Annotated in this window: 14 protein-coding genes and 2 riboswitches; of the genes, 12 read left to right on the forward strand and 2 right to left on the reverse strand. The window is 67.4% G+C overall.

Annotated elements, in window-relative coordinates; genetic code table 11:
• Nucleotide 1: 1 nt before the first annotated feature.
• Both DCM80_RS23460 and cobJ read left to right on the forward strand, forming a co-directional pair.
• Nucleotides 2-733 (forward strand): precorrin-2 C(20)-methyltransferase, encoded by a 732-nt coding sequence (locus DCM80_RS23460; RefSeq protein WP_257193915.1) that lies wholly within the window; start codon nt 2-4, stop codon nt 731-733.
• Nucleotides 730-1,464 carry a precorrin-3B C(17)-methyltransferase gene (cobJ, locus tag DCM80_RS23465; protein ID WP_257193916.1) on the forward strand — a complete coding sequence of 245 codons (735 nt, stop codon included), beginning with the start codon at nt 730-732 and terminating at the stop codon, nt 1,462-1,464. The genes DCM80_RS23460 and cobJ overlap by 4 nt, the downstream gene beginning before the upstream one ends.
• Here the strand turns inward: cobJ and DCM80_RS23470 are convergent.
• Nucleotides 1,440-2,183, reverse strand: a complete 744-nt coding sequence (locus DCM80_RS23470; RefSeq protein ID WP_257193917.1) for a cobalt-precorrin-6A reductase — start codon at nt 2,181-2,183, stop codon at nt 1,440-1,442. The genes cobJ and DCM80_RS23470 overlap by 25 nt on opposite strands.
• Nucleotide 2,184: 1 nt before the next feature.
• Between DCM80_RS23470 and cbiE the strand changes: the two genes are divergently transcribed.
• From cbiE to cobT, 8 genes are all read left to right on the forward strand, one after another.
• Nucleotides 2,185-3,366 carry a precorrin-6y C5,15-methyltransferase (decarboxylating) subunit CbiE gene (gene cbiE / locus DCM80_RS23475; RefSeq protein WP_257193918.1) on the forward strand — a complete coding sequence of 394 codons (1,182 nt, stop codon included), beginning with the start codon at nt 2,185-2,187 and terminating at the stop codon, nt 3,364-3,366.
• Nucleotides 3,363-3,731 (forward strand): cobalamin biosynthesis protein, encoded by a 369-nt coding sequence (locus tag DCM80_RS23480; RefSeq protein ID WP_257193919.1) that lies wholly within the window; start codon nt 3,363-3,365, stop codon nt 3,729-3,731. Before cbiE ends, DCM80_RS23480 begins: the two co-directional genes overlap by 4 nt.
• On the forward strand, nt 3,728-4,510 hold the full coding sequence (cobM, locus tag DCM80_RS23485) for a precorrin-4 C(11)-methyltransferase (RefSeq protein ID WP_257193920.1): 783 nt from the start codon (nt 3,728-3,730) through the stop codon (nt 4,508-4,510). Before DCM80_RS23480 ends, cobM begins: the two co-directional genes overlap by 4 nt.
• The gene (locus DCM80_RS23490) at nt 4,510-5,820 is read left to right on the forward strand and encodes a cobyrinate a,c-diamide synthase (protein ID WP_257193921.1); all 1,311 of its coding nucleotides are present in this window, start codon (nt 4,510-4,512) and stop codon (nt 5,818-5,820) included. The genes cobM and DCM80_RS23490 overlap by 1 nt, the downstream gene beginning before the upstream one ends.
• Entirely contained in the window at nt 5,817-6,548 is a 732-nt protein-coding gene (cobA, locus tag DCM80_RS23495) for a uroporphyrinogen-III C-methyltransferase (protein WP_257193922.1), read from the forward strand. The genes DCM80_RS23490 and cobA overlap by 4 nt, the downstream gene beginning before the upstream one ends.
• Nucleotides 6,549-6,593: 45 nt before the next feature.
• A riboswitch (cobalamin riboswitch) is annotated at nt 6,594-6,813 on the forward strand.
• Nucleotides 6,814-6,849: 36 nt separating this feature from the next.
• Complete coding sequence (locus tag DCM80_RS23500; RefSeq protein ID WP_257193923.1) at nt 6,850-7,527, forward strand: energy-coupling factor ABC transporter permease; 678 nt, start codon at nt 6,850-6,852, stop codon at nt 7,525-7,527.
• Nucleotides 7,528-7,567: 40 nt separating this feature from the next.
• Nucleotides 7,568-8,317 (forward strand): precorrin-6A synthase (deacetylating), encoded by a 750-nt coding sequence (cobF, locus tag DCM80_RS23505; protein WP_257193924.1) that lies wholly within the window; start codon nt 7,568-7,570, stop codon nt 8,315-8,317.
• Between the two features lie 10 nt (nt 8,318-8,327).
• Nucleotides 8,328-9,380, forward strand: a complete 1,053-nt coding sequence (gene cobT / locus DCM80_RS23510; RefSeq protein WP_257193925.1) for a nicotinate-nucleotide--dimethylbenzimidazole phosphoribosyltransferase — start codon at nt 8,328-8,330, stop codon at nt 9,378-9,380.
• Here cobT and DCM80_RS23515 read toward each other — a convergent pair.
• Nucleotides 9,373-9,945, reverse strand: a complete 573-nt coding sequence (locus DCM80_RS23515; RefSeq protein WP_257193926.1) for a histidine phosphatase family protein — start codon at nt 9,943-9,945, stop codon at nt 9,373-9,375. The genes cobT and DCM80_RS23515 overlap by 8 nt on opposite strands.
• Before the next feature lie 74 nt (nt 9,946-10,019).
• A riboswitch (cobalamin riboswitch) is annotated at nt 10,020-10,222 on the forward strand.
• Nucleotides 10,223-10,336: 114 nt separating this feature from the next.
• Here DCM80_RS23515 and DCM80_RS23520 point away from each other — a divergent pair.
• Together DCM80_RS23520 and DCM80_RS23525 are read left to right on the forward strand one after the other, a co-directional pair.
• On the forward strand, nt 10,337-12,694 hold the full coding sequence (locus DCM80_RS23520) for a TonB-dependent siderophore receptor (RefSeq protein ID WP_257193927.1): 2,358 nt from the start codon (nt 10,337-10,339) through the stop codon (nt 12,692-12,694).
• Between the two features lie 12 nt (nt 12,695-12,706).
• Nucleotides 12,707-14,131, forward strand: coding sequence for a PepSY domain-containing protein (locus DCM80_RS23525; protein ID WP_257193929.1), 1,425 nt, complete (start codon nt 12,707-12,709; stop codon nt 14,129-14,131).
• Nucleotides 14,132-14,212: the final 81 nt, after the last annotated feature.

The raw sequence follows: 14,212 nt of genomic DNA on the forward strand, positions 1-14,212 counted from the left end.
GATGGGACGGATCATCTGCTGCGGTCTCGGCCCCGGCGCTCCTGATTTGATGAGCGTGCGCGCCGATCGCACCGTGCGCGGCGCCAGCCACGTCGCTTACTTCCGCAAGAAGGGCCGGCCGGGCCAGGCCCGGCGCATCGTCGAGGGCATGCTTGCAGCCGGCGTCACCGAATATCCGATGGAATATCCGGTCACGACGGAGATCGCTTTCGACAGCTCCGAATACATCCACTTGCTCGCCGGTTTCTACGATGAATGGGCCGAGCGCCTGGCGCGGCTTTCGCGCGCCGTCGATGTCGTCGTGCTCTGCGAGGGCGATCCTTACTTCTACGGTTCCTTCATGCATCTGCATACGCGCCTGCAAGGCCGCGTCGAGATCGAGGTGATCGCGGGCATTCCCGGCATGGTCGGCTGCTGGAACGGCGTCGGACAGCCGATCGCGCTCGGCGACGACGTGACCACCGTGCTGATGGGCACGCTTCCCGAAGACGAGCTCGAGCGGCACATGCGCGATTCCGATGCGCTCGTCGTCATGAAAACCGGACGCAATCTTGCAAAGGTGCGCCGTGCACTCAGCTCAGCCGGCCGGCTGGATGACGCCTGGCTGGTCGAGCGCGGCACTATGCCGGGCGAGCGCGTGGTGCGGCTGGCCGAGATCGACGCCGCCGACTGTCCCTATTTCGCGATCGTGCTGGTTCACGGCAAGGGCCGGCATCTGGACGCCGCCGAATGACGGGCTCCCTGACCATCGCGGGCCTCGGGCCGGGCAGCGATGCGCTGGTGACGCCTGAGGTCACGGCTGCGCTTGCGTCCGCGACCGATATTCTGGGCTACGCGCCCTACGTCGCGCGCGTGCCGCGGCGAGCCGGGCTCACCCTGCATCCTTCGGATAACCGCGAGGAGCTGCAGCGCGCAAGCGAGGCATTGCGGCTTGCCTCCGAAGGCGGGCAGGTCGTCGTCGTGTCCTCCGGCGATCCCGGCGTGTTCGCGATGGCCTCCGCCGTGTTCGAGGTGCTCGAACAGGCGCCGCAATATCAGGCGCTTCCGATCCGCGTGCTGCCCGGCATCACCGCGATGCTGGCCGCCGCCGCCCGCGCCGGGGCCCCGCTCGGCCATGATTTCTGCGCGATCAACCTCTCGGACAACCTCAAGCCCTGGGCGGTCATCGAGAAGCGCCTGCGTCTTGCGGCCGAAGCCGATTTCGCGATTGCGATGTACAATCCGCGCTCGGCGAGCCGGCCGGAGGGCTTTGGCCGCGCGCTCGCGGTGCTGAAGGACGCCGGTTGCGGCGAGCGCCTCGTGATTTTTGCGCGCGCGATCAGCGCAGCCGATGAGAAGATCGTGACGGTGACGCTGAACGAAGCGACGCCAGAGATGGCCGACATGCGCACGCTGGTGATCGTCGGCAATTCGCAGACACGCCGCGTCGGCCGCTGGGTCTATACGCCGAGGCGGGCAGAATGACCGAGCCATTGCATCACGTCAGCGACGCTCTCGACCCGCCGCCGCTCGGGCAGCTCCGGCCGCGAGATCATGATCACGGGCAGGGCGAGCCTGCGGGCCGCGTCGATCTTGGCACGCGCGCCGTCGCCGCCGGAATTGCGGGCGACGATCCAGGCGATGCCGCGCCTGCGCATCATCTCGAGCTCCCCATCAAGCGTGAACGGTCCGCGCGATACGATCACGTCGGCCGTGAGGGGCAGGGGCGCTTCGGGCGGATCGACGAAGCGCAGCGTGTAGCTGTGCTGCGGCTTCGCCGCAAACGGCGCGATATGCTGGCGGCCGATGGCGAGGAACACGTTTGCGGGCGCCTCCGGCAGCGCGGCGACGGCGGCGGTGACATCTGCAACCTCAGTCCATCTGTCGCCGGAGGCCCTGGTCCAGGGCGCGCGCTCCAGCGCGATCAGCGGCGTACAGGTTTCCGCGCACGCTTCGACCGCATGACGGCTCATCTCGGCAGCGAACGGATGCGTCGCGTCGATCACGTGGGTGATTCCCTCACGACGGATGTAGTCGGCAAGTCCGCTCACGCCGCCGAAGCCGCCGATGCGGGTTGGCAGCGGTTGATCGGCGGGCGTGCGGGTGCGGCCGCCATAGGAATACACGGCATCAAGCCCGGCGCGCGCGATCTCCGCGGCGAGCAGGCTCGCATCGGCCGTTCCGCCCAGTATGAGGGCGCGCATCGTGTCTGATCCCTGGCTGACCATCATTGGTATCGGCGAAGATGGCCTTGCCGGCCTGTCCGAGGCAAGCCGAAAGGCGCTTGCCAACGCCGAAACTGTTTTTGGCGGTGAGCGGCACCTAGCGCTTGCGGGTGTGGCGGCGCGTGGCCGTCTTTGGCCGGTGCCATTTGATGCAGAGATCGTGCTGGGTTGCCGCGGCCGGCCGACTGTGGTGCTCGCCTCCGGCGATCCTTTCTGGTATGGCGCGGGCGCAAGCCTTGCGGAGAGGCTTGAGGCGGGTGAGTGGATCGCGCATTCGGCGCCGTCGACGTTCTCGCTGGCTGCGGCGCGGCTGGGCTGGCGCCTCGAAACGACTGTTTGCCTCGGTCTCCATGCGGCGCCGTTCGAGCGTCTTGTGCCGCATCTGGCGCGGGGGGCACGCATCATCTGCCTGGTGCGCGATGGGAACGCGACAAGTGATCTCGCGAGATGGTTGACGGAGCGCGGATGGGGCGCCTCAGCATTCTGGACCCTTGCTGCGCTTGGCGGACCGCATGAAAGTATTCGCGAGCATCGCGCTGAGAGCTGTCCAACATTTGTCCCGGGAAAGCTCGTTGCTGTCGCGCTGGAGGCGAGGGGGTCCGGCGGCCTGTCTCGCAGCTCGGGCCTGCCGGACGCTCTCTTCGCTCACGACGGCCAGATCACCAAGCGGCCTGTGCGCGCGCTGGCGCTCTCGGCGCTGTGGCCCTTCGCAGGCAGCACGTTGTGGGACATCGGCGCCGGCTCGGGCTCGATTTCAGTTGAATGGGCGCTGTGTGGCGGGACGGCGATCGCCGTCGAGGCGCGTGAGGACCGCGCGGCCAACATCCGCAGCAATGCGGAAGCGTTTGGGCTGGCTCACAAGATCACTGTCATCACGGGGAGGGCGCCCGAGGCTCTCGCTGGGCTGAAAGCGCCGGATTCCGTGTTTATCGGTGGCGGGCTCAATGAGGCGATGTTCGACGCCATCTGGTCGCGGCTTGCGCCGGGGGCGCGGCTGGTCGCACATTCCGTCACACTGGAAACCGAAGCGCTGTTCGGGGAGCTGCACCAGCGCCATGGCGGCGAGCTGATGCGAGTCGAGATCGCGCATGCCGCGCCGCTCGGCCGCTACCGCTCCTGGGAGACGGCACGTCCGGTGGTGCAATGGAGTACGGCCCGATGAAAGTCGCCGGACTCGGATTTAAGAGTCACGTGACGCTGGCCTCGCTGCGGGAGGCGCTTGTGGCGGCAGGCGGCCTCGAAGGGCTCGACGCGGTGGCAACGGTCAGCGACAAGGCCGATGCGGAGGCGCTGCAGCAGCTCGCACGCGAGTGCGGTGTGCCGATCAAGGCTGTTCCGGTTGACATGTTGACCGATATCGCAACGCCGACTCACTCACATCTCGTGATGGAGAAGTTCGGTACCGGATCGGTCGCAGAAGCCGCGGCGCTCGCGGCGGCTGGTCCTCACGCGCGGCTGATCGCGACGCGGGCCGTCTCCAAGGATCGCACTGCAACCGCCGCGATCGCGGAAGGAGACGGCGCATGACGGTGCATTTCATCGGCGCTGGGCCTGGCGCACCTGATTTGCTGACCTTGCGCGGTCGTGACCTGATCGCGGCCTGCCCGGTCTGCCTCTATGCCGGCTCACTGATCCCTCAAGGCGTGCTGGCGCATTGCCCGCCCGGCGCGCGCATCGTCAACACGGCGCCGCTATCGCTCGACGACATCATCGCGGAGATCGCCGCGGCGCATGCGGAGGGCAAGGATGTCGCGCGGCTGCATTCCGGCGATCTCTCGGTCTGGTCGGCGATGGGCGAGCAGCTCCGCCGCCTGCGCGCGCTCGGCATTCCCTATACGGTCACGCCGGGTGTGCCGTCCTTTTCCGCTGCTGCGGCAGCGCTGGAGGCCGAGCTGACGCTGCCGGGCCTTGCGCAGACGGTGGTGCTGACGCGCACGCCGGGCCGCGCCAGTGCGATGCCTGACGGCGAGAAGCTGGCCGCGTTCGCCGCGACCGGCGCGGTGCTCGCGATCCATCTGTCGATCCACCTGCTCGACAAGGTCGTCGCCGAGCTCACGCCGCATTATGGCGCGGATTGCCCGGTCGCGATTGTCTGGCGCGCGAGCTGGCCGGACCAGCGCGTCGTGCGCGCGACGCTGGCAACGCTCGATGCCTCAATCGGCACGGAGATGGAGCGCACCGCGCTGATCCTGGTTGGCAGGACGCTGGGGGCTGCGGATTTCGACGAGAGCCGTCTCTATGCCGCCGACTACGACCGCCGCTATCGGCCCGTCGGCGCCGAGCCGCGCTTTCCGGAGGCGTCGTGATGCCGGCTGGCCTCGTCATCTCCGCACCGGCCTCCGGCGTCGGCAAGACCACACTGACGCTGGCGCTCGCGCGGGCCTGGCGTCATCGCGGCTTGACCGTGCAGTGCTTCAAGAGCGGGCCGGATTACATCGATCCGGCCTTTCACGCCGCCGCCACGGGACGCGCCTCCGTCAACGTCGACAGCTGGGCGATGGATCGTGGGACGATCTTGCATCTGGTGAGCCGCGGCACGGATGCGGATATCGTGCTCGCCGAGGGTTCGATGGGCCTGTTCGACGGCGTCGCCGCGCGCGGCGTCTGCGGCACCGGCGCCACCGCTGATATCGCGGAGATGCTGGGCTGGCCGGTGCTGCTGGTGATCGACCCCTCGGGGCAGGCGCAGACCGCAGCCGCCATCGCCGCAGGCCTGCGCGATTATCGGCCCGGCGTGAGGCTCGCCGGCGTCGTGCTCAACCGCGTCGCCAGCCCGCGCCACGAAGATCTGGTGCGGCGGGCGCTGAACGATTCAGGCATCGCCGTGTTCGCCGCGCTGCCGCGCCATGCCGAGATCAGCCTGCCGAAGCGGCATCTCGGCCTGGTGCAGGCCGAGGAGCAGGCCGAGATCGGCAAGCTGATCGACGAGGCCGCGCGCTTCGTCGCCGGGCATGTCGATCTCGATGCGGTGTTGCGCTCCGCGGCTGTTTGGTCGCCGCAACCGGCGACGAGCGGCCTGAACGTGACCCCGCCCGGTCAGCGCATTGCGCTGGCGCGCGATGCCGCGTTCTCCTTCATTTATCCGCATATGCTGGAAGCCTGGCGCGCGGCGGGCGCTGAGATCGTGCCGTTCTCGCCGCTGGCCGATGAGGCACCGGACGCGAGCGCCGATGTGTGCTGGCTGCCCGGCGGCTATCCCGAGCTTCATGCCGGCAGGATCGCGTCCAATGTACGCTTTCGCAGCGGCCTGCGTGCCTTCGCCGAGACGCGGCCCGTGCATGGCGAGTGCGGGGGCTATATGGTGCTGGGGACAGCTTTGACCGATGCGGACGGTGTCCGCCATGAGATGACGGGCCTGCTTGGCCTCGAAACCAGCTTTGCCAAGCGCCGCATGCATCTGGGCTATCGCCTCGCGGCGCTCGCCGCACCGATGCCGGGACATCGTCCCGGCACGCGTCTACGCGGCCACGAGTTCCACTATTCGACCATTCTCGCCCAGCCTGACACGCCGCTGGCCGTCGTGCATGATGCAACCGGCGCCGTCATCGCCGAGACCGGCTCGCAGCGCGGCCATGTCAGCGGCACCTTCTTTCATCTGATCGCGGAGGACCGGTGAGCGGGTTCGTTTCCTTCGTCTCCGCCGGACCCGGCGATCCCGAGCTGCTCACGCTCAAGGGCGCCGCGCGGCTGCGCGAGGCCGACGTCGTGCTCTATGACGATCTCGCCTCGGGTGCGATCCTCGATCTCGCCCGGCCTGGCGCCAATCTCGTCGCGGTCGGCAAGCGCGCAGGGCAGCCCTCGACCAAGCAGCATCACGTCAACCGCCTGCTGGTCGACTATGCCGCAACAGGGGTGCGCGTGGTGCGGCTGAAGTCCGGCGATGCCGGCATTTTCGGCCGGCTCGAGGAGGAGATCGAGACGCTGCGCGAGGCCGGCATCGGCTATGAGATCGTTCCGGGCGTCACCTCGGCCTGCGTCGCCGCCGCGCAAGCCGGCATTCCCCTGACGCGGCGCCACACCTCGCGCCGGGTGCAGTTCATCACCGGGGCCGACGTCACCGGCGAGCTGCCGCCGAATCTGAATTGGGCGGCGCTGGCCGATCCCGAGGCGACGACCGTGGTCTATATGGGCCGGCGCACCTTTCCAGCGCTTGCCGCAAAATTGATCGCGCACGGCCTCGCCGCAGAGACCCCGGCGCTGGTCGCCGAATCCCTTGGCCGCCCCGACGAGCGGCTGGTCCGGACCACGGTTGCCGAGCTGGCCGAGCAGCTTGCCCGCGGTGGCGCTCCTTCGACCGCCGCCGTGATCCTGTTCGGTGCGCTGGCCGGGGATTATCCGTCGTGATCGCCAAGGCCGCGCCTCGCCCCTTGACGCAGGCTCGGCGAAAGGGGCACACAGGAGAAGCAAGGTGCTCGACGCGGCGCAAAGCGCCGGAGCATAATCGGGAATGGGGATGGGCGGACCAAGTTGCGGCGCCCAAAACCCCAGCCGCCCCCGCGACTGTAAGCGGTGAGGGACTTCGATCAGCCACTGGGCCGCAAGGTTCGGGAAGGCCGGAGAACCCAGTGAACCGCGAGCCAGGAGACCGGCCCTGCACGTTTTGAGGCCAAGGCCGTCGGGTGTGACGGCAGGAAGGATCTGAGCCATGCATATCGAACCCGGTCTAGTGACGGGCGCCAAGCTCGTGCTGAGTTACGCAACCGGCATCGCCGCAGGCGGCGTTGCCTTGAAGCTCGCGACCGAAACCGTGCGCGAGCAGGGCATCGGCTCGTTCGCAGGCCGGACGCTCGCCACCACGATCCTCGTCTTCATCTTCTTCGAGATCCTGCCGCACTTCCCGGTCGGCGTCTCCGAGGTGCACTTCATCCTCGGCTCGACCTTGTTCCTGCTGTTCGGCGCTGCGCCCGCGGCCTTCGGTCTGGCGTTCGGCCTGCTGCTTCAGGGCGTGCTGCTCGAGCCGGTCGACCTGCCGCAATACGGCATGAACGTCACGACGCTGCTGGTGCCGCTATTCGCGATCCAGGCGATCGCCACGCGGATCATTCCGCGCAATACGGCCTATGTCGATTTGAAGTATCGGCAGGCGCTGGCGCTGTCGACCACCTATCAGGCCGGCGTGATCGCCTGGGTGGCGTTCTGGGCGCTTTATGGCTCCGGCTTTGCGATGAGCAACCTCGCCGGCATCGCGACGTTTGCGGCGTCCTACGCGCTGGTGATCGTGATCGAGCCGCTCGCCGATCTCGCCGTGCTGGCGCTGGCGAAGTCGCTGCGCGGCGTCACCGCGGCCGGCCTCGTCACTCCGCGCCTGCACAACGCAGCTTAACTGAGACAAGGGGCGGCCGTCATGGCCGCCCCCACGCGCAATGCTCACGCTCTCCCTGATCGGCATCGGTTGCGGCGATCCCGGCCAGCTCACGCGCGCCGCCGTTCAAGCCATCAACGCCGCCGATCTCGTCCTGATCCCGCGCAAGGGAACGGCGAAATCCGATCTCGCCGATCTCAGGCGGACGATCTGCGCGGATGTGCTCACCAGCGACACGACGGTGATCACCGAGTTCGATCTTCCCGTGCGCGATGCCGCCGAGGCCGATTATCGCAAGGGCGTGGACGACTGGCACGATGCGGTCGCCGCGACCTGGTCGCAGGCGATCGCAGATCATCTGGGAAGCGACGGCAAGGTTGCGCTGCTGATCTGGGGCGATCCTTCGCTGTATGATTCCTCGCTGCGCATCGCGCGGCGGCTCGCTCCCTTGCCCAGAATCGAGGTCGTGCCCGGCATCACGTCGATCCAGGCGCTGTGCGCGGCCCATGCGCTGCCGCTCAACGATATCGGCGAGCCGTTTCTGGTCACGACCGGGCGGCGCCTGCGCGAAGGCGGCTGGCCGCAAGGAATCGACACCGTGGTGGTGATGCTCGACGGCGGCACCGCATTCGAATCGTTGGATCCGGCAGGGATTCACATCTATTGGGGCGCCTATCTCGGCATGCCCGATCAGATCATCATGTCCGGCGCCCTCGCCGAAACCGGCCCGCGTATCGTCGCGGCACGGCAGGATGCGCGCGCGCGGCATGGCTGGATCATGGACAGCTACATTCTAAAGCGCAGGCGTTAAGCGAGGCAGCATGCTCCCCGAATGGGTCACCACGAACTGCCCCGTGATCTCCGCGCTTCATCGCGAGGCGGCGATCGCGCGTCAGGCGCAGCTGACGAAGCCGACCGGCGCGCTCGGCCGGCTCGAGCAGCTCGCGATCGAGCTCGCAGGTCTGCAGGCAACCGAGCAGCCGCGCGCGGCGCGGGTGCCGATCATCGTCTTCGCGGGTGACCACGGCATCGTCGCGCAGGGCGTCTCGGCCTATCCGCAAGAAGTGACCATCGCGATGATGGCCAATTTCGCCTCCGGCGGTGCTGCGATCTCGGTGCTGGCGCGCGAGCTTGGCTCGCGCTTGGAGGTGGTCGATGCCGGTACGCTGGCTGGTGAGGAGATGACGGGCATCGTCACCGACAAGCCGCGCCACGGCACCCGCGATTTCAGCGTGGAGGCCGCGCTCCTGCCTGCGGAGCTGGCGTTTGCCTTCGAGGCCGGCCGGCGCGCGGTTGCGCGGGCGGAGGCCAACCAGCCCGATCTGTTGATCTTTGGAGAGATGGGCATCGGCAATACCACGACGTCGGCGGCGATCGCGGCGAGCCTGCTCGGCATCAGCGCCGAGGAGATCGCGGGCAGCGGCACCGGCGTCGATGCGGCCGGCCGGGCGCACAAGACGCGCGTGATCGATACCGCAATTGCGCGTCACGGCGTTGCGGGCGCGGCGCCGGAGAATATCCTGTGTGCCGTCGGCGGGCTCGAAATCGCCGCTATCTCGGGCGCGATCATCGCGGCCGCGCAGCGCCGCATCCCGGTGCTGATCGATGGCTTCATCGTGTCGGTCGCAGCGCTCGCAGCGGCGCGGCTGAACCCGTCCTGTCATCCCTATCTGCTGCCGTCGCACCAATCGGCCGAGCAGGGCCATCGCCTGGTGCTGCGCGCTTTGAACGCGCAGCCGCTGATCAGCCTCGATCTCAGGCTCGGCGAAGGATCGGGTGCCGCCATCGCGCTGCCGCTGGTGCGCTTGGCCTGCGCGCTCCACAACGGCATGGCGACTTTTGCAGAGGCCAATGTGCCTGACAGGCCTAGCTGATCCGCTGATTGACCGAGACGACGCGCCATCCGGCCGCGAGCCGATCGATCCGGGTCAGCGACAGCGGCTCGACCACGAAGCGCAAGGCGGCCTGCGGCGTCAGATCGAGCGCGATGCACAGCGCGGCGCGGATGGTGCCGGAATGCACGACCAACGTGGCTGGTCCCGCTGCGATCCGCGACAGACCGAGCCGCACGCGCGCGACCTGATCCGCAAAGCTTTCGCCGCCCGGCGGCCGTCCACCGGCCGGATCGTCCCAGAACTGCGCATAGGCCGCGCCGCCTTCGGCAGCGAGCGCGTCGTGCCGATGGCCGGTCCAGTCGCCGAAATCCTGCTCGCGGAATTCGCTGACCTGCTCCGGTTCGAGCCCCAGCGCACGCGCGGTCTCGACCGTGCGCCGCGACGGGCTGGCGTAGCTCCCAGCGTCCGGTGGCAGGCGCTGCCGCAGCGCGTCCAGTTGCGCGCGATCGCGGAGATCGGCCGGCGCATCGGCGGCATGGATCGTCCCTTTGACGCCATTGACCGGCGCATGCCGTATCAACCAGAGGAAGGTCTCGCCTTCCATGCTCTCATCTCCGAGGAAGTTGTTCGCTGTGGCAGTAACGCCGCAATAGGCACATTGACTCCGTTGTGATGGTAATCCTAGATGCTCGCGACGGTTTCCCCGAGAGGGGATGAAAAGGGAATGCGGTGCGGGGACGTTGTCCCCAATGCCGTGGCTGCCCCCGCAACTGTGAGCGGATAATCCTTCGTCAGAAGCCACTGGGTCCTCGGTCCCGGGAAGGCGACGAAGTGGTGATGACCCGCGAGCCAGGAGACCTGCCGTCAGCCGTGGTCACACGCGAAGATGTCGGTCGGGGAGTACAGACATTCGGCTTCATCGGACGGCTGCAAGGCCAAAGGTGAGACCTCGTTCGCTGTGACGTGCCACTGACGTCATACCGAGGTTTTGTGCCGTGTCTCCTGTTTGCATCTTACGACCACGCCGCGTCCTGATTGCCTCCGCTGCCCTCACATCCTTGGCCGTGCTCGATCTGCCCGCTGCGCTGGCGCAGCAGGTTCGCGAACCGCTGCCGCCGGTCGAGGTGTCGCCGGACCAATCCCGCAAACCAGCCAGGTCAACCGGCCGGGAGGCGCAAAGCCCGCGCCGCGCGGCGGCGCGCAAGCCCGCCGCTGCATCCACAGCGCCCAAGCCGGTCGCCCCGGCTGCGACGGCGCCGACGCCGCTCAACACCAATGCGGTGGCCGAAAGCGCCTCGCGGCTCGGCCTGACGGTGCGCGAGATGCCCGCGACCGTCGAGGTGATCTCGGCCGAGACCGTGCGCGAGCAGGGCTACCGCACCGTCTCCGACGTCGCCCAGGGAGCCGTCGGGGTCACCTCCGGCGACAATCCCGCGGAGCCTTCCGCCTTCTCGATGCGCGGCTTCACCAACAGCCAGATCAACACGCTCTACAACGGCATCAAGATCGGCCCGCAGAACATGACCTCGCGGATCATGGACACCGCCAATCTGGAGGCCGTGGAATTCCTGAAAGGCCCGGCCTCGCTGATCTCGGGCGAGGGCGCAGCCGGTGGCGCGATCAATTTCATCACCAGGCAGCCGCACACCGGACTGATCCGGAACGAAGCCGATTTCTCCTGGGATTCCCTGAACTCGTTCCGCGCGCATTATGGCTCGGGCGGCAGCACCAAACTGCAGGGCCTCGACTACCGCTTCGACGTCAGCCGCGCCGCGCTCAACGGCTTTGCCGACGACACCAACACCAAGATGCTGGATGTGTCCGGCCAGCTCAACTACCGCATCTCCGACAGCCTCAAGGTCTGGGGTGCGATCGAGTATCGCGAGGATCGTGGCAAGGCCTATTGGGGCGCGCCGCTGGTGCCTATCGCTTATAGCAGCTCGCATGCGACGAGCGGCATCGTTTCGGGCAATTACGTCTCGAACTACAACAAGACCAATCTCGGCGCGGTCACCATCGACGACCGCACCTTCGACACCAATTACAACGTTCTCGACAATCGCAATGTCGCGCAGGAAGTCTGGTTGCGCGGTGGCTTCGAGCTGAAGCTCGCGCCCGATCTCACGCTCAAAAGCCAGGCCTATGGCTATGGAGCGCAACGCAGCTGGTTCAACAACGAGGTCGAAGCGTTCAATTCCGCAACGAACCTGGTCGATCGCGAGCGCTTCTACGTCGCACACAGCCAGCGTCTCGTCGGCAACATCACCGACCTGATCTGGGACACTGACATCGCAGGCTTCGACAATCGGCTGGTCACGACCCTGTCGTCGAGCTATCTCGATTTCGTCAGGCCGGGCGCGGCAAACTTCCCCGGCGATTCAGTTTCGCTGGTCGACCCTAACCGCGGCTTCTATGGCCTGCTGACGACGCAGCAACAGACCGCGCGGATCGACAACGAAGCGCTGTCGTTCGAGGACCGGCTGAAGCTGACGCATAACTTCGCGCTGATTGGCGGCCTGCGCCTCGAGCATATCGGGCTCGACCGCAACTCGACCGACTCCGCCGGGGTCGTGAAAGCGGGCTTCCCGTACACCAAGGACTGGGCGCCGGTGACGGGCCGCATCGGCTACACCTGGGAGGCGGTGCCCGGACTGACATTCTTCAGCCAGTACGCGACCGGCGCTGACGTGTCGGCCAACAACATCTTCCTGCTCTCGCCGACCCAGCCATTGGACCTCACCACCGCGCGCACCTATGAGACCGGCGTCAAGCATCTGTTCTGGGACAACAGGGCGGAGTGGTCGTTCTCCGCCTACGACATCGTGCGCAAGAACGTCTATGCCGCGGCCGGCGGGCAGGCGCTCAATATCGCCGGGCGGCAGGAGTCCAGGGGCGTCGAGCTTGCGGCGTCGTTGCGTCCGATCGAGCCGCTGCGGCTCTGGGGCAACATCGCCTATGTCGATGCGCGCTATGCCGACTATAATTTCGCCGGCGGCTCGTTCTCCGGCAACACGCCGCCGAACGTGCCGCGGATCGTCGCCAATGCCGGCGCGTCCTGGCGCTTCTTCACGCCCTGGCCGGTGGAGCTCGGCATCACCGGCCGCCATGTCGGCGACCGCTACAACACCGATGCCAATGTGGTGACGATGAAGGCCTACACCGTCGCCGACGTCTATGCCTTCGTCGACATCCCCAAGACGGTATTTGGCGCGGTCGACCAGGCCCGCCTGACCTTCCGCGTCCGCAACATCACCGACAAGCGCTATGCGATCTGGGGCGATCCGTTCTATCCCGACCAGATCCTGCTCGGCGCGCCGCGCACCTACGAGCTCTCGGCGGCGTTCAAATGGTAGGATGCTGACCGCATGATGGGCGCGGTCGTCCTGTTGCATCGATGGCTCGGCATCGCGTTCTGCCTGCTGTTCGCGATGTGGTTTTCGACCGGCATCGTGATGCACTTCGTTCCGTTTCCGTCGCTGACGGAGGCGGAGCGCTTTGCCGGCCTCGCGCCGGTGGAGGGTGCGGAGACGAGGATCGCGATCGCCGACGCGGTCGCCGCGAGCGGAATCAGCGACGCCACACGCGTGCGTTTGGTCGAGCGGCGCGGCGGATCGGTCTATATCGTGTCGGGCCCATCGCGCGTCCGTGCGGTTCGTGCCGCCGACGGGCAGGATGCAGCTTTGATCCCCGCCGATCTCGCGCTCGCCATCGCGCAGGATCACGCCGGCCGCCGCGGGCTCGATGCCGCGCGGGCCGGGATCGTGGCGCTGGCGGATTACGATCAGTGGAGCGTGCCAAACGGCTTCGACCGCCACCGGCCCTTGTTTCGCATCGCGCTCGGCGACGCCGCTGGAACGGAGGTCTATGTCTCGTCGCGCACTGGCGAGGTCGTCCTCGATACGACGCGAGGCGAGCGCGGCTGGAATTGGGCCGGCGCTGTGCTGCACTGGATCTATCCCACGGTTCTGCGGAGCAATTGGCCGTTGTGGGATCGCGTCGTCTGGACGCTGTCGCTACTTGCGTTGCTCGCGGCTGCGCTGGGCGCGGTGCTCGGGATGGTACGGATCAGGATGCGAGATCGCCGGATCTCGACACCCTACCGCGGCTGGCATGCGCTGCATCACCTCATCGGTCTTGCAGCAACGGTCTTCGTGTTGACCTGGATTTTCAGCGGCTGGCTTTCAATGGATCACGGCCGGCTGTTCTCGCGCGGGGAGCTGAGCCCCACCGAGGCCGGCGTGATGAACGCGGCACCGGACTGGACGGCGGCTCCGTCATTCGATCGAGAGCCGACAGCGTCGCCGGTCCGCGAGGTTGAATGGTTCGCCATTGGCGGTCAACTCTATCGCCGCGATCGCTCCGCCCTCGGCGTCCAGACCTTGGCCATGGCAGGGGATGCCCCCCGCGCGGACTTCCTGACTGCGCGAGAGTTCGAAGGGCTCGCGGCGCGACTGGCCACGGGATGCGGTACGCCGTCCGTTCTTGCCGCAAACGACGATTATCCTGCACATTCCGCCGTCGCCGGAGCTCCCGTCTTTCGCGTCCGCTGCGGCGATCTCTGGTTCGACATCGACGGTGCCGGCGGCCAGGTGCTGCAACGGCTGGATGCGTCGCGGCGCGCCTACCGCTGGTTCTACAGCGCGCTGCACACACTCGACTTCCCCATACTCATGGCGCGGCCGCTTCTGCGCGATGTTCTCATCGTCGGGCTCTGTGCGCTGGGTTTCGTGTTCTCCCTGACCGGCGTCGTGATCGGCTGGCGGCGCTTGCGGCTCTCTCTGATGACCTGACCCACGCGAACCAGCCGCGATCTCGACGTGCTGCGCATGCCGGGGGAGCCCAGATCGCAATGAGATCCTGCTGGCGAAGGG

The organism is Bradyrhizobium sp. WBOS08 (genome assembly GCF_024585125.1).
In the GTDB taxonomy this organism is placed as follows: Bacteria; Pseudomonadota; Alphaproteobacteria; order Rhizobiales; family Xanthobacteraceae; genus Bradyrhizobium; species Bradyrhizobium japonicum_B.

What these genes read in the sequence shown, in the direction of transcription:
- DCM80_RS23460 (WP_257193915.1), top strand. Translation starts at nt 2, where the DNA reads ATGGGACGGATCATCTGCTGCGGTCTCGGCCCCGGCGCTCCTGATTTG.
- cobJ (WP_257193916.1), top strand. Translation starts at nt 730, where the DNA reads ATGACGGGCTCCCTGACCATCGCGGGCCTCGGGCCGGGCAGCGATGCG.
- DCM80_RS23470 (WP_257193917.1), bottom strand. Translation starts at nt 2,183, where the DNA reads ATGCGCGCCCTCATACTGGGCGGAACGGCCGATGCGAGCCTGCTCGCC.
- DCM80_RS23480 (WP_257193919.1), top strand. Translation starts at nt 3,363, where the DNA reads ATGAAAGTCGCCGGACTCGGATTTAAGAGTCACGTGACGCTGGCCTCG.
- cobM (WP_257193920.1), top strand. Translation starts at nt 3,728, where the DNA reads ATGACGGTGCATTTCATCGGCGCTGGGCCTGGCGCACCTGATTTGCTG.
- DCM80_RS23490 (WP_257193921.1), top strand. Translation starts at nt 4,510, where the DNA reads ATGCCGGCTGGCCTCGTCATCTCCGCACCGGCCTCCGGCGTCGGCAAG.
- DCM80_RS23500 (WP_257193923.1), top strand. Translation starts at nt 6,850, where the DNA reads ATGCATATCGAACCCGGTCTAGTGACGGGCGCCAAGCTCGTGCTGAGT.
- cobF (WP_257193924.1), top strand. Translation starts at nt 7,568, where the DNA reads ATGCTCACGCTCTCCCTGATCGGCATCGGTTGCGGCGATCCCGGCCAG.
- cobT (WP_257193925.1), top strand. Translation starts at nt 8,328, where the DNA reads ATGCTCCCCGAATGGGTCACCACGAACTGCCCCGTGATCTCCGCGCTT.
- DCM80_RS23515 (WP_257193926.1), bottom strand. Translation starts at nt 9,945, where the DNA reads ATGGAAGGCGAGACCTTCCTCTGGTTGATACGGCATGCGCCGGTCAAT.
- DCM80_RS23525 (WP_257193929.1), top strand. Translation starts at nt 12,707, where the DNA reads ATGATGGGCGCGGTCGTCCTGTTGCATCGATGGCTCGGCATCGCGTTC.